Source organism: Candidatus Hartigia pinicola, assembly GCA_020541205.1.
In the GTDB taxonomy this organism is placed as follows: domain Bacteria; phylum Pseudomonadota; class Gammaproteobacteria; order Enterobacterales; family Enterobacteriaceae; genus Hartigia; species Hartigia pinicola.
On sequence record CP048208.1, the window covers coordinates 884226 to 906592 of the forward strand.

14 protein-coding genes are annotated in these 22367 nt (G+C 28.2%); 8 read left to right on the forward strand and 6 right to left on the reverse strand.

Annotated elements, in window-relative coordinates; genetic code table 11:
• Positions 1-405 precede the first annotated feature (405 nt).
• The 6 genes from truA to pyk all read left to right on the forward strand — a co-directional run bounded on the left by truA (position 406) and on the right by pyk (position 10619).
• On the forward strand, positions 406-1221 hold the full coding sequence (gene truA, locus GFV14_RS01650; protein WP_457914602.1) for a tRNA pseudouridine(38-40) synthase TruA: 816 nt from the start codon (positions 406-408) through the stop codon (positions 1219-1221).
• 963 nt (positions 1222-2184) lie between these two features.
• Complete coding sequence (gene accD, locus GFV14_RS01655; protein ID WP_457914603.1) at positions 2185-3102, forward strand: acetyl-CoA carboxylase, carboxyltransferase subunit beta; 918 nt, start codon at positions 2185-2187, stop codon at positions 3100-3102.
• Between the two features lie 47 nt (positions 3103-3149).
• Positions 3150-4439, forward strand: a complete 1290-nt coding sequence (folC, locus tag GFV14_RS01660; RefSeq protein ID WP_457914604.1) for a bifunctional tetrahydrofolate synthase/dihydrofolate synthase — start codon at positions 3150-3152, stop codon at positions 4437-4439.
• Between the two features lie 9 nt (positions 4440-4448).
• Positions 4449-4754 (forward strand): hypothetical protein, encoded by a 306-nt coding sequence (locus GFV14_RS01665; RefSeq protein ID WP_457914605.1) that lies wholly within the window; start codon positions 4449-4451, stop codon positions 4752-4754.
• Positions 4755-5339: 585 nt separating this feature from the next.
• Entirely contained in the window at positions 5340-5822 is a 483-nt protein-coding gene (locus tag GFV14_RS01670) for a CvpA family protein (RefSeq protein ID WP_457914606.1), read from the forward strand.
• Between the two features lie 3354 nt (positions 5823-9176).
• Positions 9177-10619: a pyruvate kinase gene (pyk, locus tag GFV14_RS01675; protein WP_457914607.1), complete on the forward strand. Its 1443-nt coding sequence runs from the start codon at positions 9177-9179 to the stop codon at positions 10617-10619.
• Positions 10620-10718: 99 nt separating this feature from the next.
• Here the strand turns inward: pyk and lpxM are convergent, their stop codons facing one another.
• Together lpxM and znuA are read right to left on the reverse strand one after the other, a co-directional pair.
• On the reverse strand, positions 10719-11687 hold the full coding sequence (gene lpxM, locus GFV14_RS01680; protein ID WP_457914608.1) for a lauroyl-Kdo(2)-lipid IV(A) myristoyltransferase: 969 nt from the start codon (positions 11685-11687) through the stop codon (positions 10719-10721).
• A gap of 1358 nt (positions 11688-13045) precedes the next feature.
• On the reverse strand, positions 13046-13999 hold the full coding sequence (gene znuA, locus GFV14_RS01685; RefSeq protein ID WP_457914609.1) for a zinc ABC transporter substrate-binding protein ZnuA: 954 nt from the start codon (positions 13997-13999) through the stop codon (positions 13046-13048).
• Positions 14000-14070: 71 nt separating this feature from the next.
• Between znuA and znuC the strand changes: the two genes are divergently transcribed.
• Positions 14071-14787: a zinc ABC transporter ATP-binding protein ZnuC gene (gene znuC, locus GFV14_RS01690; RefSeq protein ID WP_457914610.1), complete on the forward strand. Its 717-nt coding sequence runs from the start codon at positions 14071-14073 to the stop codon at positions 14785-14787.
• A 43-nt stretch (positions 14788-14830) separates the two neighbouring features.
• A complete protein-coding gene (gene znuB, locus GFV14_RS01695; protein WP_457914611.1) occupies positions 14831-15616 on the forward strand; it encodes a zinc ABC transporter permease subunit ZnuB in 786 nt (261 codons plus the stop codon).
• 1712 nt (positions 15617-17328) lie between these two features.
• Here the strand turns inward: znuB and GFV14_RS01700 are convergent.
• The 4 genes from GFV14_RS01700 to aspS form a co-directional block, all read right to left on the reverse strand.
• On the reverse strand, positions 17329-17460 hold the full coding sequence (locus tag GFV14_RS01700) for a hypothetical protein (RefSeq protein WP_457914612.1): 132 nt from the start codon (positions 17458-17460) through the stop codon (positions 17329-17331).
• 1181 nt (positions 17461-18641) lie between these two features.
• Complete coding sequence (locus GFV14_RS01705) at positions 18642-19385, reverse strand: YebC/PmpR family DNA-binding transcriptional regulator (protein WP_457914613.1); 744 nt, start codon at positions 19383-19385, stop codon at positions 18642-18644.
• A gap of 30 nt (positions 19386-19415) precedes the next feature.
• Positions 19416-19847 carry a dihydroneopterin triphosphate diphosphatase gene (gene nudB / locus GFV14_RS01710; RefSeq protein WP_457914614.1) on the reverse strand — a complete coding sequence of 144 codons (432 nt, stop codon included), beginning with the start codon at positions 19845-19847 and terminating at the stop codon, positions 19416-19418.
• A 10-nt stretch (positions 19848-19857) separates the two neighbouring features.
• Positions 19858-21630, reverse strand: coding sequence for an aspartate--tRNA ligase (gene aspS / locus GFV14_RS01715; RefSeq protein WP_457914615.1), 1773 nt, complete (start codon positions 21628-21630; stop codon positions 19858-19860).
• Between the last annotated feature and the right edge of the window lie 737 nt (positions 21631-22367).

Below are 22367 nucleotides of genomic sequence, written 5' to 3' on the forward strand. Positions count from 1 at the left end.
TAATTTTGTTGTTTAATATGGATAATATTATTTAGAAAAATATTTTTAGTTAATTAAATCTTATAGAATAATTGTGTATTTATATTATTAATGTTTATTGAATTTTCAGCGTGTTCTGATAATATGTAAGTTATTTATCTTTAAGTATTGCAGATAATGAGCGCAGGAAGATCTTATAATGATCTTGAATTTATTAATAATATTAATAGTTTTAGCTTAGATAAATAATGCAACTCAGGTGAATTATTTAATTAAACAACAATTATTTAAGCTTTAATGATATCAGTAAGCATAATGGTATTTTAAAAATTTTTAATTTTAAATCGTTTTTAATCGTTTTGGTTCTAATGAAAAGTTTATCATAGCGAAGATAGAAAAGATATTAATTTAGGAGTTGTTTTCGTAATGCTTGAGTCAGCACCGTTATTTCGTATTGCTTTAGGTATCGAATATAACGGTAGTCGTTATCATGGTTGGCAACGTCAACAAAAAGTTAAAAGCGTGCAAGGCTGTCTTGAAAAAGCCTTATCAAAAATTGCTAATCAGCCCATTAATGTTTTTTGTGCAGGGCGTACTGATACGGGTGTGCATGCAACAGGGCAGGTAGTTCATTTTGAAACATCTATAAAGCGCAAAGAATCTGCTTGGACAGTTGGTGGTAATAGATATTGTCCAGAAGATATTGCAATACGTTGGTACCAAACCGTTAGTAATGAATTTCACGCAAGATTTAGTGCGATCGCTCGTCGTTACCAATATATAATTTTTAATCATCCTTATCGTCCGGCAATATTATCAAATATTGTAATGCATGTGAATTATCCAATTGATGAGAAAAAAATGGATCAAGCAGCTCAAGCTTTGTTAGGAGAGCATGATTTTACCTCATTTAGATCCGTTAATTGTCAGTCTCGAACGTCTTGGCGTCATGTGATGCATGTTCATGTGACTCGTTATTGTAACTATATTATAGTAGATATTAAAGCCAATGCATTTCTTTATCATATGGTTAGAAATATTGTTGGTAGTTTACTAGAAATTGGTCGTGGTTACCAGGATATTAACTGGATAGAAAAATTATTAGTACTAAAAGATAGAACAAAGGCAGCAGAAACCGCTCAAGCTAGAGGTCTTTATTTAGTCTCTGTTGATTACCCTAACAAATTTTCATTGCCATTAAATATCATGGTACCTGTATTTTTATCGGATGCATTAATATAATGAAAAGTTTAGGTTATTAAACAGTAATAGCGAAAAATTAGTTAATAATAGAGTGTTGTTATAAAATTCATGAGTGTTATTATGGATTTTATTTTGTACATCATTACTTGTTGAGAAAATTTTATTCTTTGAGTATGTAAGCTGCGTATATAATTATCTTATATTTGAATTCTTTGGTAAACTATATTAGCTATTTACTCTTTTTACCTACACATATCACTGATATTTTTATATATTATACTGCATCTATAAGGTGATGATTTCAATATTTATTAATAACATTATTAATAATATTACAGAAATTACTAATGTTGTAATAAAATACACTATTTTTATTTTAGTAAAATTATTCAAAATTATCAATTAAAAATTTTCTAGCAATTTTAATTATAAAAATTATATAATTTTTATTAATATATTATTGTAAATCTGTTTTTCTTTTCTTGACGTATCGTTCAATATGAGAACTTTCTAACCTTATTAGTAATCATTATAGATGAGGTATGATGACTAGTATATTCATAGATTTATGTAAGTTATTTTTCAACGATTTATTGATCATACAATTGTCTTTATTACAATTTTTTCTAGGGTGAATAAATCGATTTGTTATCTTTTTACAAACAACTAAAAAATATAGTGATACAAAAGTAATAATTTATAACAAATTAAAAATTTACCTAAAATAGAACATATCATTATATTTTCATAACGAATAATGAAAATAATAGAGCTACATATTGCACAATATCAGTTATACTGGATTCAGTATAGTTCGAATTATAAAGAGAATATACTGAAAATTATATGCATGAGTTATACATTAAGTGTTATTCGCGATAACCTATCTCTACAAGTATATAAAGTAGTTTATTTAGTAATTTTCTTATGAAGCTAACTAATAACTAAGAATTTAAAGCATATAAGTATATATTAGACAATTAATTAGAGACAAGATTTATAATGAGCTGGATTGAAAAAATATTAAAGAAAAATAGCTTAACTCATTCACGTAAAGCTAATATTCCTGAAGGTATTTGGACTAAATGTGATAGTTGTGGGCAAATACTGTATAAGGCTGAATTAGAACGTAATTTAAAAGTTTGTCCTAAATGTGATCATCACATGCGTATTCATGCACGCCAACGTCTTAAAGCTTTTTTTGATGAAAATTCAACAATAGAATTAGCTAGTGAACTTGAGCCAAAAGATATTCTCAAATTTCGTGATTCAAAAAAATATAAAGAAAGAATTTCTGAAGCTCAAAAAGATACTGGAGAGAAAGATGCTATCGTTGTAATGAAAGGAACCTTAAAAGATATGCCGATTGTTGCAGCAGCTTTTGAGTTTTTTTTTATGGGAGGATCTATGGCGTCAGTTGTTGGTGCTCGTTTCGTACGAGCTGTTGAACAATCTGTCAAAGATAATAGTCCATTTGTTTGTTTCTCATCAAGTGGTGGTGCGCGTATGCAAGAAGGGCTATTATCGCTAATGCAAATGGCAAAAACAAGCGCAGTACTGGTAAAAATGCAAGAACGCAGTCTGCCATATATCTCAGTTTTAACTGACCCAACAATGGGTGGTGTGTCTGCAAGTTTAGCAATGTTAGGTGATATTAATATCGCTGAGCCAAAAGCATTGATTGGTTTTGCTGGGCCTCGTATTATCGAACAAACTGTAAGAGAGAAGTTACCTCAAGGATTTCAGTGTAGTGAATTTTTATTAGAAAAAGGTGCTATTGACATGATTCTTCGCAGACCTGATATACGAAATAAGGTGTCAGATATATTAGCAATGCTAACTAATAAATCTAGCTTTAATGTTTCAAAGTCCATTCCTGCTGTTGCGAAAAATAAAAAAATTGATATTATCAAAAAATAATATAGTTGCTGAGATTTATCAGTAAAAAGAATTCTACTAAACATAAAATGATAAGTAATTTATTCACTATACCTCAAGCTGAGTCTTCTTTAGATATTTGGTTATCTTATCTTACAAAGTTGCATAGTCAAAGTATAGATATGGGACTAGAGAGAGTTAGACAAGTTATGGAAAAAATGGAGCTAACTCAGCCTGCGACTCGAATTATTACAGTCACGGGAACTAATGGTAAAGGCACAACATGTCATGCAATTGAATCTATCTTAATAGCTGCAGGTATAAAAGTAGGTGTATATAGTTCTCCGCATCTTGTTAACTATACTGAACGTGTGCGTATTCAAGGTCAAGAGCTTCCCGAATCTGTTTTTTGTCGTGTCTTTGCGAATATCGAATCTGAGCGCGGTAATATTTCATTAACTTATTTTGAATATAGCACGCTTGCTGCATTAATGCTATTTAAGGAATCTGTACTTGATGTAGTAATTCTTGAAGTCGGATTAGGTGGTCTTTTGGATGCAACTAATATTATTAATTCTGATGTAACTGCAATTACAAGCATTGCTTTAGATCATACAGATTGGTTAGGATCTGATAGAGAGCGTATTGGTTATCAGAAAGCAGGCATTTTTCGTGAAAATTGTTATAGCGTTATTGGTGAACCAGATATGCCAAGATCTATTGGTCTATATGCTAAAAAAATTAACACTTCATTATTTCGTAGGGAGAAAGAGTGGTCATTTTATCAGAAAGATTACGAGTGGACTTGGCAAAGTATAAAAGATGAATGGCATAATTTACCGTTACCTAATATCCCATTAGATAATGCGGCAACTGCATTAGGTGTTATCTCTTGTATTAAAACACGTGATTATAAACTAGGCAGTCAAATTACCAATCAGGCAATATATAATGGTTTAAAATCTGCACAGTTACCTGGACGTTTTCAAATTATTAATAAAAGACCATTAATTATTTTAGATGTAGCGCATAATCCACATGCGGCGAGTTATCTCGTCACGCGTTTAGGAAAGTTATCACCTGTTGATGGTCGCCGCATTCGTGCAGTTATAGGAATGTTAAGTGATAAAGATATTCAAGGTACATTGGCGTGTTTGTCTAAGAAAATCACTGATTGGTATATTGCTCCGTTGACTGAATTGCGTGGCGCATCAGTATTAGAATTAAACCAATACTTAGATTCTCCGCGTGTTTTTAATTCTGTCAGCGCAGCTTGGTTGCAAGCATGCCTTGATGCAACAGATAATGATATTATTATTGTTTGCGGTTCATTTTATACTGTTGCACACGTACTAATGCTATTAAAAACAAATAAATGAATAGAGTTAATGACAAATAAATTTCAGGATCGTCTCGTCGGGGCGATGCTCTTAGTGGTCTTTAGAGTAATTGTATTGCTTTCCTTACTTTATAGTGATCAGAAAAATTATGAAAATAAATCTCCAGCTATTTCTCTTATTTTAAAACCAGATAATAAGCAGTGTATTACAATTATTGATGACCCGTTAATTATGACAGTTAAAACAGGAATGATATCAGAAATAATACGCTCTGAATCAATGTCGGATATGAAAGAAATATCTGTCAATTCTACAGCTTACAGTATACCAAATATTTTAGGTTTGTTTATTTAAAAAGTCAGCACTAAAGTCAGTATCTAAACTTAAAGTGAAAATAGCGCAAGGTAATTTTTTTGTAATGCAACTTGGTGTATTAAAAATATATAGTTAAAGTAGCATAAAATGGTTGTGCAATTAAAATTATCGTAGTGTTAAGTTTATACAGTTCCTGTGTGTCTCGTTATTGGAAAATTAACTCGTGTTTTTTTTGCAGGATTTGAAATTTGACTACAGTCGTTAAAAGTTATTTTACTTAAACTGCATGTAATAACCGAGTTACGTGGTGTTATGAAGAACTTAAAACCATAAAATTATTGATAATAATTTAACTATATTTTCTTATATTTAAAATTTTGGATATGTCGTATAGAAATTAAATTATTTTTTTGAATCAGATGATCATAGTGTTTCTATAGAGTATTTAATATGAGATATTTGCATGTTATCAAATTGTTTTAATTATACAAATTATTTTTAAAAATAACTATAGAAGTAAAGATATTTTTACTAACACATATTTAAATTGTATTACAATTAGTTACGTATTTGTTTTTAGGATATAAATTGTTTTTGTCATAGACGTAAATTTTGGAATAAGATATGATTTGGGTTGATTATGTAATTATCGTCATTATTAGTATCTCAGCATTATTAAGTCTTATCCGTGGGTTTGTTAGAGAGACATTATCATTGATTGTGTGGGGCTGTGCATTTTTTATTTCTAGTAAATCTTATCATTCTGTAGCTAAGTATTTTGCTTATTTTGATGACATACATGTGAGAAATGGAATTACTATTGCAGTATTGTTTATTGCGACGTTAATTGTAGGTGCTATCTTTAATTCTGCAATTAGCTCTTTAGTACAAAAAACTAGCTTGTCTGGGATAGATCGTATTCTTGGTGTTTGCTTTGGAGTATTGCGTGGCGCATGTATTATATCAGTATTACTATTTTTTCTTGATATATTAACAACTTTATCTAAAAATGAAGATTGGAAACATTCAATACTTATTCCAAAATTTAGCTGTATAATTAAGTGGTTTTTTACCACTTACAAAATCGTCAAGTGTTCTACTAGTTGAAAGTATTTTTTTGATATAGAGAAAAAATAAAAAATTAATGTGTTACATTAGTAGTATTTTCAGTATAACATTAATTAAATGAATTGATTATACATTTATAATATTTTAACAATGCAATAAATTTTTGAAGAATTACTATGATTAATGATAATAATAATTTTTACATATAAAGCCTGTTCTCGTAAATACATTTATGAAACCTAAGGTATCTTCATATTGTATAGGTTTAGCTGTATTTATTATATATTATCTTAAATCATTAGGTAAGTCTGAACAGTGTTTTTGTCTGAACTTAATGTTTTTTATCACATGACTAAGTAATATTGATATGTGAAATACGTCTAAATTAATTAAATATGACTGTCAATTGACAAAAGCATAAATAATTTGATAAACATAGATCAATATGACATGTTTTCATAACTTTCTCAATTTTGTAGATTAAGTACATATTGAAGAAAGTATATTGAAATGATTAGTGTATAACAATGTTTATATTACGCAAGATATTAACAAGACGCAATTAGATTAAATAATGAACCGAAGTAGAACGTTTAGATTATTATTCAATATGTTATTTTAGTAATATATTAAATCAATAACTAAAAGACTAGGGATTAATAATGTTAGTTCTTTAGGTAATTATAAAATTTTAAAACTTAAACGTTGAAAGGATGCTGTAAAATTACTAAAAAATATTTGCATTTTAATTTGTAGTAAAGAAATGGACGTTTTGTTCATTGATGATGTTATTGATGCTTTTTTAATTTATACTATGTAATATCAATTACTAATGTCAGATTATTAATGTAGTAAATACTTAATAGCTTAAGTAAGGTATGTTGATAATACGTATGTTTGGTTTTAAATGATCATTAATAGTACTATCAATATAGAGATTCAAATTTTTTACTATTATCTTGTCAATTGTCTTCACTTTAATTTTTAATTACTTAATAAATAGAATGAAATTTCTTAAAATCTTGTTTTTTGAGTGAATGAGACAACATTATCATTCATATGTTATTAGTAAGTGAATCAAGTGTAATAATCAATTAAAACACTTAGTAGATAGAATCATTTATGCAGATTTCTGGATAATAACTAGAGATGACTATAAGATAAATTTTAAACTCACTATTATGAGTGAGTATATATTAGTTTCATCTTATATTGTTTTTTAAATGTTACTCAGTACATGTGAAATATTGTTATTAATAAAAAGAAGTGTTACTTTTTTAGTAACAGTGTTTATTTTTTATGACAATAACTATAATTGTCTTTCATCTGCGGTCTTTTATGTTAAGTGGAGAATTATTTAGGCAAATTTATTGTTCCTATGTTTTAGCATATCGAATTATGATAAAATAACATGTATCTAGATATACATGTGATAATTATCAAAAAATCATGACTTTTCTAAATCTATAAATATACTAAGCGTCTTAAAGATCCTGAGTATTGTGTTGTGATATTTTATACGCTTATAGTAATGTAAACTATATTTTGTATGATTATACCTGATTACTTTAATTTTGAGAATCATTTTAACTTTTTTAAAGTTTTTAATCTATTTTTACTATATTTCATTAACAAAATAGTCAGTGTTAATTTTATTCTAGGATATTAGAAAGAGGGTATTTAGTTTCTATTGTACTAATTTTCACAGTTTTAGGTCGGTTTTTTTTATTCTTTCATTTTTGTTTTTTTGAATTTTTTAGGATTTATTAACTTTTCGTGCAAAATGTATATTTACTGAAATAACGTTGCTTAGATAAAATCTAATATTGATTTTGAAATGCTATTGTGTCTTACGTTTGTATTTCTGGAGTCTCTATTTAAAGGGAAACGTTTTTAATAAATCTGTAATGGTATTGATTGTAATGTTTAATATCATTACACCAACTGTATTATTTGTTCTTTTCTTGAATGATGAACTAATAATATAATAATAGATACATCGTATAAGTTAATAATAAGAAAGAGAGTTAGTTATGATAGTATTTAGTTGTTAAAGTATAATCATCATAATTAGTACTGACTTTTAAGTCTTGATAATAGAAAATAAAATTAACATTATTTTGTTATTAATAATATAATTTTAACATGCATTTAAGGTATTTTATTTTTTCTTTCCAGTTTATTATAGTAGAATTATAAGTTTATTCGTATTGTAAAAATTTTAATTTTATCATTAGGTTGATTGTAAAATAAAAACTAGCAATTATTAAGTAAGTACATATTAAGAACGTTTGATATAGTTACCTGAAAGGTGTTAATAGATTTGTAAAGTTTATTCCATTAGTTGAACCAAGGTGAAATCTTGAGTTTTATGTATGAATATAACAGGATATTTAATTCATTGTTTAATTTTTGAAGTATAAAATGTAGATAACTGAGTGAATATTCTAGAATAGAATATTGAATATAATAGCTTGACGATATAAAGTCAGCTATTTTAAAAATTATAAGAAAATTTCTTTTTGGTAACTGAATATTATGAAGCCACATCATGAGTGGAAAAAGTTATTGTCTGTTTTAATATAATTTTAATATGCAAATAGTTCGAATAAACTTTCTTGATAGTGAAGTAAAATATAAATTAAATATTCATATTTGTTATTACATATAATTATTTCGTTAAGCAAAAACACACTATACTGGAAATAGCTGTATTACTAAGTAATTAAGCTTATGAGATAATTAAGTGTATTTCAAAAACCATTGCTAGTTAACACATGTTCTTCATAGATTATGTCTATTAAAATTAATTTTTAAAACAGATGCAGTAGCGAATAAAAATACATATGTATTGACTACTTTTAAGTGTATATATTTTGATTCCGAGTAACAAAAAATGAAATTTTATTAAATATTTTTTTTACAATACTACTACTGTAGACCTCTCTTATTGCGAGAGAATTATAAAATAATTAGCTTTACAGTAAATTCTGAATTATCTTTTTAAAAGGGATAAAGTTTTATAAAAAAATTTACAAGATTTCAAAACGTGTTACATCATTTACAATACACCTTGTGTATTAAAAAGTTTTCTATATCTGAAGTTTTATATTTTTATATGCTTAATAGTATAAGTTAATTAGAAGTATATAATAATTATAATTGTGTATGCATCAAGATTTATAGTACAAGATTGAAATATTAGATAAATTGAAAATTATTTGAGAATATTAGACAAACCTTTATCATCGATGTAAGTTTAAATGTTGAACGAACTCAGTTGTAGTTTTGAAAATATAAACATAGTAAGTAAACAGTGGAATCAACACAAGTATAGAACAAATTAGTTATATATAATTAATAAAAACTATTTATAGGTTAACGGAGTAATAAATGATTAAACGACTTAGAAGAACAAAAATTGTTACTACCCTAGGTCCAGCTACTGATCATAATAATAATTTTGAAAAAATTATTAATGCCGGAGCTAACGTTATACGCCTTAATTTCTCCCATGGAACTTCAACTGATCACATTATTCGTGCAAAGAAAACGCGTGAAATTGCTGCTCGTTTAGGTCGTCATATTGCAATCCTTGCTGACTTACAAGGTCCTAAAATTCGTATATCTACATTTAAAGATGGAATAGTTTTGTTAAATATTGGTGATGAATTTATCCTTGATGCTACTTGTTCCCAAGGTGACGGTAATCAACAAAAAGTAGGTATTGACTACACAGGTTTACCTGCAGACGTAGTACCTGGTGATATTTTATTGCTTGATGATGGTCGTATACAATTAAAAGTTCGTACAGTACAAGGGCTTCAAGTTTTCACTGACGTTATTGTTGGTGGTCAGTTATCAAATAATAAAGGTATCAACAAATTAGGTGGAGGTTTATCTGCCGAAGCCTTAACAGATAAAGATAAAGAAGATATTATTATAGCAGCTAAAATTGGCGTTGATTATTTAGCTGTTTCTTTTCCTCGTTCTGGGGAAGATGTAAATTATGCACGTAGTTTAGCACGTCATGCAGGTTGTGAGTGTCAAATTATTGCTAAAGTAGAACGTGCAGAAGCTGTTTCAAGTGATGAAGTTATGGACGAAGTTATTCTTGCTTCAGATGTAGTTATGGTTGCACGTGGTGACTTAGGTATTGAAATTGGTGATCCTGAGCTTGTGGCTGTGCAAAAGAAATTAATTCGTCGTTCTCGCCAGTTAAATCGTGTCGTGATCACTGCAACACAAATGATGGAATCAATGATTGCCACTCCAATGCCAACTCGTGCAGAAGTTATGGATGTTGCTAATGCAGTTCTTGATGGTACTGACGCAGTGATGCTTTCAGCAGAAACTGCAACAGGTCAGTATCCAGTAGAAACTGTCTCTGCTATGGCGCAGGTATGTTTAGGTGCAGAAAAAATGCCAGGTTTACATGTATCTAAACATCGTTTAGATACTGAATTTAATAGTCCCGAAGATGCTATTGCGATGTCAACTATGTATGCCGCCAATCATCTTAAGGGAGTAAAAGCGATTGTTGCGATGACAGAATCAGGTCGTACTGCACGTATGATGTCGCGTATTAGCTCAGGCTTACCTATTTTTGCTATGTCACGTCATGAAAAAACATTGAATCAATCATCTTTGTATCGTGGTGTAACACCAGTATTCTGTAACTTGCATACTGACGGTATTGCTGCGGCAAATGAAGCTGTAACTTGTTTGCGTGATAATGAATATTTAATGAGTGGTGATCTTGTTTTAGTCACTCAAGGTGATTTAATGGGTACAATTGGTAGTACTAATACCTGTCGTATTTTAGAAGTTGAATAAGTTAGCTTATGACTGATAATAATACACCTTCACTCAATAGTCTTTAGTTTAGGTGTATTGTTATTTATATTAATAAATTATTGAGTTATTGCATTATAATTAACGGTATAAATCATCTCGTAAATAGGGTTCTATGTCATTTACTTTCCTCGTTTTTAGTAACTTAAGTATCCAGGTATATTGTTCAGGATAAGGGGCTACAAGGTGTTCAAGTTCTTCATTCATTCTTCGTGCAATATACTCATCATCTCTTCCAGCAATATCATCCATTGGTTCACGAATATAGATATGTAATTGATGATTATAGTGATCATAAACTGGGAATAATGGTACGATTTTTGCTTTACAAATTTTCATTAGTCGTCCGACTGCTGGAAGAGTGGCCTTGTAGGTTGCAAAAAAATCAACAAATTTACTTTTCTCCTCGCCATAATCTTGGTCAGGGAGATAAAACCCCCAATATCCTTGTCGTATTGAATCGATAAATGGTTTGATTCCAGCTTTTCGAGAGTGTAAACGTCCGCCAAAATGGTAACGTGCTTTGTTCCATAAAAAATCTACCACAGGATTTTTTTGATGGTGAAACATCGCTGTTATATTTTGTCCTTTCGCTGAAAGGAGCATTGCAGAAGCATCAATAGCCCAGCCATGTGGCACCATGAAAATAACATTATTACCTTGTCGCTTTAAACGGTTAATTACCGTTTCATTATGCCACAGTGTTCTTGATAAGGTTTTTTCTACATCAAATAAACATAATTCAGCTAACATCATGAATGATTGCGGAGCTGTTCCGAACATTTTATCAATGAGCTGATCTCTTTTGTATTCCGTTAAGTGAGGAAAACAATACAAAAGATTTATTTTTGCACGGCGTCTAGCATTTTTAGCTAACTTTCCTATCCATTTACCAATTTTAGCAAGGATAGGATCTCTTATGTGTACAGGAATATAAGCTAAAGTAGCAAATACACCGGCTCCTATCCATACACCCCAATATCTTGGATGTAAATAAGATTTATGAAAGGTAGGTATGTAGCCCAATTTACTATCTGTATCTTTATACATAGCATACCTAAAAGAATAATCACCACTATTTTATAGCTAAAAAAATCATAAAAAATTTTTACTAAGCAAGTTATTAGATGACAATTACTTACTAGTCATGGATAGGTTGTTATATCTTGATCTGAGATTATACCTTTTTGATTATCAATAAATAATTTTATATTCTTCACTGATTAAATTTCTAAAAATAACTTATTTTTAATAAATTAGTAGTTTTCTTAGTTATTTAGAGTGTAAAAGTAAAAACTTAGACTCATCAAAAGTAAAATATTTTGTAAAAAAGAATAATGTAAATACTTTATTTTATTTTTAAACTAGTTGAAATAGTAATACGGTTACTACTGCATTGTTATATTTAGAAATAATGACTTCACTATTATTAATCTTTCTTACAGATACAACTAATTTACTTATTAGGTTATAAAATTAAAACTGTGTGTAATTTTATATATTTTATATAATATTTTTTACAAAACAACAAGTTATGATACATAAAATTTTTTATTATTGAAAATTATAAAAACTCAGATTTAAACAATGACTTTCTACATTATATAAAACACAAATATTTTACTCGAAATGTCTAGAAATTGTTCTTATTTTTATGAAAACTTGTACTAACAATCTAGTTTTATTCACTAAGCTATTAACTATTTAACAATTAGCTTAAAAAATAAATTTAAAATCTTTTGAATTTACAAAATTATTTTGTTATTGACTATAGTATAAACATTTTACGTTTTTCGCTATATTTTGAGGCTTTCTTAAAATATACTTTGCGCGAATCTTTCATTAATAATCTTTTATTAAAACACTATGATTCCATTTACTAGATTTACTATCTTAAGTTTTTTTAATTTTTTTATATTTCTAACGTAAGTGTAGGTACATGTTTTATGCCAAAAATTTTACGTTAGTGCTTATAATGTATTATTATTTTTGAGAGTCTAATTAGTATTACATTAATCTTGAAATGATGTGAAAATCATTATAAAACTGAGTTTTAACACTAGATGGGTTGTTCTACGACTAAAAATATATCGATCTGAGATTAAAATATCATTTGATATTTTTCAGAAAAAGTATTTTAAAAATATTTATTAACTACATAACTACTGCTATTTTACACAAATCTTATTTATTGAATTAATGACAATATATCAGAGATGGGAAGAATTTTTTTAATAAAAATTATTAGTGTTAAAATTGGTCGTAATAAACAGATTACTGGTCGAGAGATGATTATAAGCAATATTAGTGATTACTATTATTTTCAATACTACTTTAGAAGGATTGAAAATTACTGTGAATTTATTTAAGTTTTTTAACTGTTTATTATGTTATAGAATTTTTGTTTTTTAATTTAGGCAAGTCGCATATTGTTGTGAAAGTTGAGTTAAAAATTGCATATAGCTTTCTGGTCCTATTTTGATTTTGTTACCAAGCGGGTCAAGAGTACCCATGATAGTTCCTGTATTTTTTATTATAGTTTTTATAATAGTAGGGCTAAATTGTGGTTCAGAAAAAACACATTTTGTTTTATTTTTTATTAGTTGAGTTCGTATTCTATGCAATTTCTTTGCACCAAATTGCAATCCTGGGTTTATTGTAAAATACCCCAATGGAGCTAATTGATAGTATTTTTCAAAGTAACCATAAGCATCGTGAAAAACAAAATATTTTTTTTTCTTAGTTAGTTTTAATATTTTAATAATATTTTTATTAGTTTTTGCTATATTTCGATTGAACTTACGAAGGTTTATGTCTAATATTTCTTTTTGATTAGCATATAGAACGATTAAACGATTATGAATAGCTAAAGCAGCTTGTTTTGCTATTTCTGGTGACATCCAGATATGCATGTTATATTTACCATGATTATGTTTGTGATGTTTGTTAATAGTTGAATGAATGTAGTCATAATTATGTTCACCAGTCTTATTACTTACTATTAATAATGATTGAATATTTGATTGTTCAGATAATACTAGCTGTTTGTTCTGTGATAATGTTTTAAGTGGTTTATTTAAAAATATTTCCATATCATGGCTAATCCAAACAAATAAATCAGCTTGTTGAATTTTTTTTAAATCTGACGGTTTCAGTGCATAATCATGCGGTGATGAACCATTAGGTACTAGAACTTGGGTATCGGTTACACCATCTGCAATGCCTGATATAATAAAAGCAAGTGGTCGGATAGATGCAACAACATCGGCTTTTACGGTTGTTATAAAAGTTATACTAATAATTAATGTAGTAACTGCCCATAAGATATGGTGATAAGCATTAAATGTAAGTTTATGTATCATTATTGTATTTCTCCGTAATTGTAATCTTGTGATGCTATAACATAATAAAAATTCTGCGAAATATTTTTCACATGCAACCATTACTAAATTTAAATAAAGTATCTGTCACATTTGGTGGCAGATTTGTTCTTGAGAATATTACTTTTACTTTAAATAAAAGTGATATCTTAACTGTGTTAGGGCCTAATGGTGCTGGAAAATCTACAATTGTTCGTGTGGTTCTCGGTTTTTTAGTACCTAGTTCAGGAACTATTCAACGTGCATTACGACTCTCTATTGGTTATGTACCACAAAAACTAAATTTAGATACTACACTGCCTTTAACGGTTAAACGATTTTTGATGCTGAAGCCAAATGTCTGTTCAGAGCAATTATTACCTGCGCTCGATCGAGTTAAAGCCACTCATTTACTTTTACAGCCTATGCGAAAGTTATCAGGTGGAGAAATACAATATATATTGCTTGCACGTGCACTACTTGCTAAGCCTGATCTTCTTGTATTGGATGAACCTGCGCAGGGTGTTGATATTACAGGTCAGGTAGCACTGTATGATCTTATTAATCAGCTACGTTCTGAACTTGGGTGCGCGGTTTTAATGGTTTCTCATGACCTCCATTTAGTAATGGCAAAAACAGACAAAGTGCTATGTATTAATGGTCATGTTTGTTGTTCAGGAACACCGGAAGCGGTGTCTAATCATCCTGAATTTGTTGCGATGTTTAATTACCGAGGTGTATCGCAACTAAGTGTGTACCGTCATGATCATAATCATCAACATGGTTTATAAAGTAATATTGTGATAATGTATACAAATATTAAGGAATATAACCATGATTGAGCTACTACTTCCCGGTTGGATAGCGGGCATGTTATTAGCTATTGTTGCAGGTCCTCTGGGATCATTTATTGTTTGGCGTCGGATGTCTTACTTTGGTGATACTCTTGCTCATTCTTCACTGTTAGGGGTAACATTTGGTTTATTACTGAATATTAATCCTTTCTATACCGTGATTACAACAACACTATTGTTAGCTTTTATTTTAGTCTGGTTAGAGTGGCAATCTCAACTATCTATTGATACTTTATTAGGTATTGTAGCACACGCGTCATTATCATTAGGTTTGGTTGTTCTTAGTCTTATAGATAACTTACGTTTTGAGCTTATAAGCTATCTTTTCGGTGATCTTCTCTCAGTTACTTATGATGATACTATTGCGATTTTAATTTGTGTAGCTCTCGTATGTATTTTATTAGTATGGCGCTGGAAAGCATTTCTTTCAATGACAGTTTGTCAAGAACTAGCATTTGTTGATAATTTCAATATTCAACGTGTGCACTTATTATTGATGTTGTTAACAGCATTAACTATTGGTATTTCGATGAAGTTTTTTGGTGCACTTATCATTACATCATTATTGATTATTCCATCTGCTACCGCTCGAAGATTTTCTAAAACGCCAGAACAAATGGCGTTTATAGGAATTGCGATTGGTATGTTATCTATTACGGGTGGATTAATATTCTCTGCATTTTATGATACACCATCAGGTCCATCTGTCGTATTAGTATCGGCAATATTTTTTATATTTAGTTTATTTATAAAAGGAAAAATTTAAACCAATCAAAAATTTAATTGTTGTTTATGTTTGTTCTATATTTTATTTAATGAAGGAAAATGATATTATTGAAGATAACTTTCCAAAAATTATAATTCAATTACATCTAATCAGCCTAATTGAGGTGTGTTATTATCTAAGTGAGATTACTGTAATTTAATATCTTTAATGATTTACAATATGTGTCAGCATGCAGTTAAATGTCTTATAAAAATATTTTATGCATATAAAAGCTAGATAATTTGGATAAATGCTTTGTAAAATAATGTGATTTTGATATATATCACAGTTATTCTCCATGTCACCTAGAAAGTGAATGAAACTATCTAAATTACATGCATCAGTGCTGACTTTAAATAGGTAAGTGTAATTAATAATATACTATCTATAGCATAACAGTATATAAATTATTAATTAATATATTAGAATATTACTTAATTTATCAATAATTTACAATATATAAAATGAGAATCCGACAAGATAGATAAGTATATAATAATTCTTGATTTATTGCACACTCTTCCACTAGAAATTTTTCATTCTTTTGTGAAATTTTTTATACCTGTATTTTAATTTATATTTCAATTAACAATTATCTAAAGTTAATATAACAACGCTCATGGTAATTTAATAGATTTTAAGTATTTTATTTTTATCTAATGTTTAATTATATCAATAATAAAGTTATTTTAACTGAGCTATTTATGGTAATAAGATGAATTCTTCATTACCTTAAAAATATTATCATTTGAACAAAATAAACACCTAAATTTATATTGTATAATATACGTTAAAGCTTTATGAATATTATTGATATTTAAATTTCTGGCGAAATAATACGTATAATCTTAGTAAATCCAATAACATTTTAATATTCTTGAATATTAATAAATACATATAAAGTAACAGGAATAAAATTTTTAAGTAAATTTTAATAATAACTATATATTAATTAATATAGTTTTTATAGACATGTATTAACATACATTTCTATGCTTTTAGAATTTGCTATTAAAACATTTTATGTTTTTATTTTTTTAGAAATTTACTAATCAGGGTTTTTTTGTTATTTTTTATTTAAGATTATATTATAGATGTGTATCATGTTAACATTTAATATCTTTAACTTTTAAAATTTATCCTGCAATTATTGAATGAATACTTCGCAACTTTGATCTAATCAGTTTATTTTTTATTATGTGATATACTGTGAGATCAGATTACATAAAGTTTTCCTAAAAATAAAATTTTTACATATGATAGATTATTTACATCTTAGAACTAAAAATTCTATACAATCTCGAAATAGTTATTAAAATAAGCAGTGAATAAACTAGATGAGGTTGTTTCATATTAGTATAAAAACGGGAAGCCAATAATAATAAAAATTGCAGGATGTATTTATTAATAATATTTTTTAATAAGTATTTTTTATTTTTAAATTGATTATCTTTTCTATTATAGATGATAGGTAGTAAATTTCTTGAGTAGATAATAAAGCATGAGATTTGCACTGTCTACACATTACTGATAAATCACATTATATTTTGATATCATTTTCTAAAGTACCATATAATGTTAAATTAAATTACTTGATAACTATATCTATAAGTATAGTTTTTAATTCTAATTCTGATGGACTAAAAATATCACAGATCATGAATTATATTTCTAGGTAATGTAGTGGTTTAAATAAAATTTTTATTTGTTCTTTAAATTATGAGCAGGCTAAGATAGACTGCATCTAAAATTGTATGGATATTATAGTTAATCTTTTTTGTCATACGTTTTTTAGCAGAACGTAAACAATCAGATTCACTTATCGTTTTTATTTTCTGACGCATCGTGTTGCGCGTAAAGTATCATGAATTTAGTGTTTCGTAATTGTTATCTGGGTTAATAATATTACTAGCTATATTTTAAATTGTATTGTATAATATAATTTTAACCTTTAAACAATTTATATTTATATGGTCAAGGTTTTGAATGTTGATAATACAAAAAGTGTACTAATAAAATAATTTTTAATTTTATAAATATTATATGAAAAGAATAGTTAGTATTATTAGCTTTATAGATAATAATATCATGATGCGATTACTAGTCTGAGGACTAGTACAGTTTATTGTAATGATTTGTTACATTAGTTCTTGTTTTTATTTTTATCGAAGCTATAGAATTATATAATATATATATTTAGTCATTTGTGTTATACGGTTATTACAATATGATGCTAAGCTTTGTCAATTTTATGAATCACTTTATTTATAAAATACTTAATATATATTTAGTCTTTTTTGATCTTTAATAAAGATACAGTGTATTTATGATATATTACTAAAAATATATTTTAGTTGAAATAATGCACGGTGATGACGATAATCAAGAAATTTTGTACATTGTATTTTACATTGGTTAAAAGATTTAGAATAAATTTAACTATAATACTGAATATGTCTTTTTTAGAATTTGTTTCTAGAAAAGTTTATTTTATTTTTAGTCTTAAAGACTTAAATGAAATTGCATTTTAATTTATTCTAGTTAAATCGTGGCAGAACATGATTGACTAAGTTTAATTCTTGAATTTGTCTTATTTTTATAAAGATTATTTTTAATAAACAAAGTCTCTATCTATTGTTAAGTAATAATTACTAACGCTGATAATTTAGATAAACACTTCTCAGATATCTGAATAAAATAATCAATTTAAGAATTCATACATTTGTTTTCAATATACAGAGATTGTTAATTCTAACAGTAGAGAACATCATAAATTATCACTTTATAATCGTGTCAATATTAAAATAATTGCTATATAAAATTTTTTTATTTCTTTAAGATTACCTATTATAATATTTGAATATATTAATTATAATACGATATATCAGATATTATTATAATTTTTTAAAATTTTAATTAATTACTGAGTGAATTTTAAAATTTCAGCTAAAAAATTAAAAGAAAAATAAGGGAGAGTAAAAAAATAAGAGATCAGCACTAGTCTATTTTTTATAAGAATATTATTTTATAGTTTTTCTATTATTGTTTTAGATATAACACCGTTATGATAGACTTTTTGTACATCATTACAATCTTCTAGAAGATCAATTAAGAGTAGTAATTTTTGTGATTTTTCAATAGTTAATTCTATTTTAATTAGTGGCTCCATAGACATTTCTGCAGATTTACTGGTAAATCCTGCTGCATTAAGGTTATTTTTAACATCACTAAATATTTCTGGTTTTATGTAAATATCGATAGTGCCATTATCATAAATTTTTAGATCGTCAGCACCTGCTTCTAATGCGTTATTAATTAGAGAATCTGCATTAACACCTTGCGCATATGTTATTACATAGCGTTTTGTAAATAAGTATGAAACTGATCCGTCAGTTCCCAAATTTCCGTTTGTTTTAGTAAATGCATGACGAACTTCAGAAACTGTGCGATTACGGTTATCACTTAAGCATTCTACTATTACCGCAGTACCGCCTGGACCGTAACCTTCATAAATAATTGTTTCTGTATTATTATTGTTATCATTTTTTACACCACGTGACATTGCGCGATTTAAAGTTTCACGATTCATGTTGTTTAATAACGCTTTATCTATAGCAGCACGTAAGCGCGGGTTAATAACAGGATCATAACTCCCTAAACGAGAAGCTATCAATAGTTCACGAGTAATTTTAGTAAAAATTTTACCACGTTTAGTATCTTGCGCTGCTTTACGGTGTTTGGTGTTGGCCCACTTACTATGACCTGCCATGAAAACCTCTAATAACGTTAATAAAAATAATTAAACAGCAAATTCTAAAATAGCATGACTATTATTCCAAGACTTTGTCAATTTTGCTGCTTGTTGCGGGGTAAGCCAACAAAAGTCAGTATGCTCAGTTAATGTTGGTCTTAGCTCTTTATTAAGAAGCATTTTAAACCAATGTTCTTTACAATGAGTGATATTGGGTGCATAACGATGTCTAAAATGCTCGAAGATTTCAAAAATTATTTCGCGTGATAAATCATATAATTGATTTTTTTCTGCAAAAAATCCTGTTTCTTCATACACTTCTCGCGTCGCTGTTTCCAATGTACTTTCGTAAAATTCAAGACTTCCAGTCACAGATTGCCATAGGTCTGGATCATCTTTGCGTTTTAACATAAGTACTTTCCCGGTACTTTCAGCTATGATGATGACTAATATTGACTCAGGGCGTTTATAACTACTCATCGTTAACTCATTATATTTCTTTGTTTTTTTTTATAATTGCAATCCCTATCTCTTTTAGTGAGTTAAAGGTTGCATGACTTGGCGCATTAGTCATCAAACACGCCGCTGTTGCTGTTTTAGGAAAAGCCATAACATCACGAATATTTTCAGTACCTGTTAACAGCATTACTAAACGATCTAAACCAAATGCCAAACCCGCATGTGGTGGAGTGCCATATTTTAACGCATCAAGTAAGATGCTAAATTTTTCATCTTGTTCTTTGTCATTAATACCTAGAATATTGAATACTGTTTTTTGTATGTCATGCTGATGAATACGAACTGATCCGCCTCCGACTTCATAACCATTAATGACCATATCATAAGCATTAGCTAAGGCTTCTTGAGGTTTATTTATTAAATCTGTTATTGATAAGTTAAGTGGAGCGGTAAACGGATGATGCATGGAAGAGAAAACGCCTTCCTCATTTTTTTCAAACATAGGAAAATTGATCACCCATAATGGACGCCACTTATTTAGATTTGTCAATTCAAAATCACGACCAACTGTTAAGCGTAATGCACCCATTGCATTAGTTACAATCTTTTTATTGTCAGCACTAAATAAGAGGATATCACTATTTTTCGCGTTGGTTCTTTCTAAAATTTCATTAATAATGTTTTCATTGAAGTACTTGCTTATTGGGCTTTGGATTCCGTATAAACCTTGTTCGAGTTTATTAATTTTCATCCATGTCAAGTTTGTTGCACCATAAATACCAATCAATTGACTATAATGATTAATTTGTTTACGGGTCATCTTAGCGCCTCCAGGTACTTTTAATGCAATAACGCGACCTTCAGGATCATTGGCTGGGACTGTAAAAATAGTGAAAGTAGTGTTTTTAACAATATCAGCAATATCCACTAATTCCAGTGGGTTACGTAGATCAGGTTTATCTGAACCGTAACGGTGCATTGCTGTAGAAAAAGTCATGACAGGGAAATCGCCTAAATCAATACTTTTTATTTTTAGCCATAATTGACGTATCATACGTTCCATAAGTATACGCACTTGATCTGCTGTCATAAAAGACGTTTCAACGTCTATTTGCGTAAATTCAGGTTGACGATCTGCGCGCAAGTCTTCATCGCGAAAACATTTAACAATTTGGTAGTAACGATCAAAACCAGATATCATTAAAAATTGTTTAAATAACTGTGGTGATTGTGGTAATGCGTAGAACTTACCTTTATGAATACGGCTTGGCACTAAGTAATCACGTGCACCTGCTATAGTTGATTTAGCTAAGATGGGAGTTTCAATATCAACAAATCCCTCACTATCCATGAAATTACGGACAAAGCTAGTAATTTTTGCACGAGTACGCAGACGTGCTGACATTTCAGGACGACGCAAATCAAGATAACGGTATTTTAGACGATGTTCTTCAGTATTAATTTGATTAATATCAATAGGTAATGGTTCTGATTTATTAAAAACATCGAGATCTTCAGCAAAAATTTCAATATCACCTGTCGGCATATTTTTATTTTTTGGTTTTTCAGGGCGAACTCGTACTGTTCCTGTGATTTTAATACAAAACTCATTACGCAGCTCTGAGGCTTTTTTAAAAAGATCTTTAGATTTAGGATCGAAGAAAACTTGGACCACACCTTCATGGTCTCTCATATCAATAAAAATTAAACCACCTAAGTCTCGACGACGGTGCACCCAGCCACATAAAGTAATTTTTTTGCCTTTATGAGCAATATTCAAATGCCCGCAATAATTAGTACGCATACAAGATCCTTTTTTGCTCATCTGCTTGAAAGTTTACTTTCTGCAGGAATTTAGTATTTTTTAAAACTTAATAATGATAAAAATTAAATATTATATAGGAAATTTTATCTTTTTGTTTCTAATAATTTTTAATAATTAAGAAATAGCTTTAATAAAACTAACAAGTATTTCGTAGTGATTAAAATAGAGCATATTATTAAGCATGATTTTTAGTGATTTTGTTATGTATGTATATACTGAAATACAAGTTAATTGCAATTGATCATAATTGATTGATGAGCTATTAGTAAGAAAAATAATGATCTGATTAAAGAAGTAATAATGATATTTAAATAACAATAGTTGAAGATTTAGAAAATTATAATAATAAATAATATATTTAGTGCATTTATTAAATTAACTACATATTTATTTTTAAATTTTTATTATGACATTAATGCAAATAATATTGACTTGTTTTTTATTGTTTTTGTATAGACCATTCAAAATACATAAGAGATAGTTTTAATGATATTAAATAGTTTATTAAGTATTTTTAACGTTATTATTTATGTCTTCTCTAAAAATAAGTGAAGTTTATATAGTGTTGGCATCAGTCAAATATTGAGATATCTATGAATCGTTAATTTATATTAATTATTTATGTAATGTTATATATCCTCACATCTATCACGATAGTATTATTTATTGCATTAATTTTTAAAAAAATTAATGCATATTATCATTTTAAATGTTAT

Bases quoted from the DNA above. Each gene is read 5' to 3' on its own strand.
- lpxM (WP_457914608.1), bottom strand. From the start codon at position 11,687: ATGTATAAAGATACAGATAGTAAATTGGGCTACATACCTACCTTTCAT.
- truA (WP_457914602.1), top strand. From the start codon at position 406: ATGCTTGAGTCAGCACCGTTATTTCGTATTGCTTTAGGTATCGAATAT.
- znuB (WP_457914611.1), top strand. From the start codon at position 14,831: ATGATTGAGCTACTACTTCCCGGTTGGATAGCGGGCATGTTATTAGCT.
- GFV14_RS01665 (WP_457914605.1), top strand. From the start codon at position 4,449: ATGACAAATAAATTTCAGGATCGTCTCGTCGGGGCGATGCTCTTAGTG.
- pyk (WP_457914607.1), top strand. From the start codon at position 9,177: ATGATTAAACGACTTAGAAGAACAAAAATTGTTACTACCCTAGGTCCA.
- znuC (WP_457914610.1), top strand. From the start codon at position 14,071: ATGCAACCATTACTAAATTTAAATAAAGTATCTGTCACATTTGGTGGC.
- GFV14_RS01670 (WP_457914606.1), top strand. From the start codon at position 5,340: ATGATTTGGGTTGATTATGTAATTATCGTCATTATTAGTATCTCAGCA.
- folC (WP_457914604.1), top strand. From the start codon at position 3,150: ATGATAAGTAATTTATTCACTATACCTCAAGCTGAGTCTTCTTTAGAT.
- znuA (WP_457914609.1), bottom strand. From the start codon at position 13,999: ATGATACATAAACTTACATTTAATGCTTATCACCATATCTTATGGGCA.
- nudB (WP_457914614.1), bottom strand. From the start codon at position 19,847: ATGAGTAGTTATAAACGCCCTGAGTCAATATTAGTCATCATCATAGCT.
- accD (WP_457914603.1), top strand. From the start codon at position 2,185: ATGAGCTGGATTGAAAAAATATTAAAGAAAAATAGCTTAACTCATTCA.
- GFV14_RS01700 (WP_457914612.1), bottom strand. From the start codon at position 17,460: ATGCGTCAGAAAATAAAAACGATAAGTGAATCTGATTGTTTACGTTCT.
- aspS (WP_457914615.1), bottom strand. From the start codon at position 21,630: ATGCGTACTAATTATTGCGGGCATTTGAATATTGCTCATAAAGGCAAA.
- GFV14_RS01705 (WP_457914613.1), bottom strand. From the start codon at position 19,385: ATGGCAGGTCATAGTAAGTGGGCCAACACCAAACACCGTAAAGCAGCG.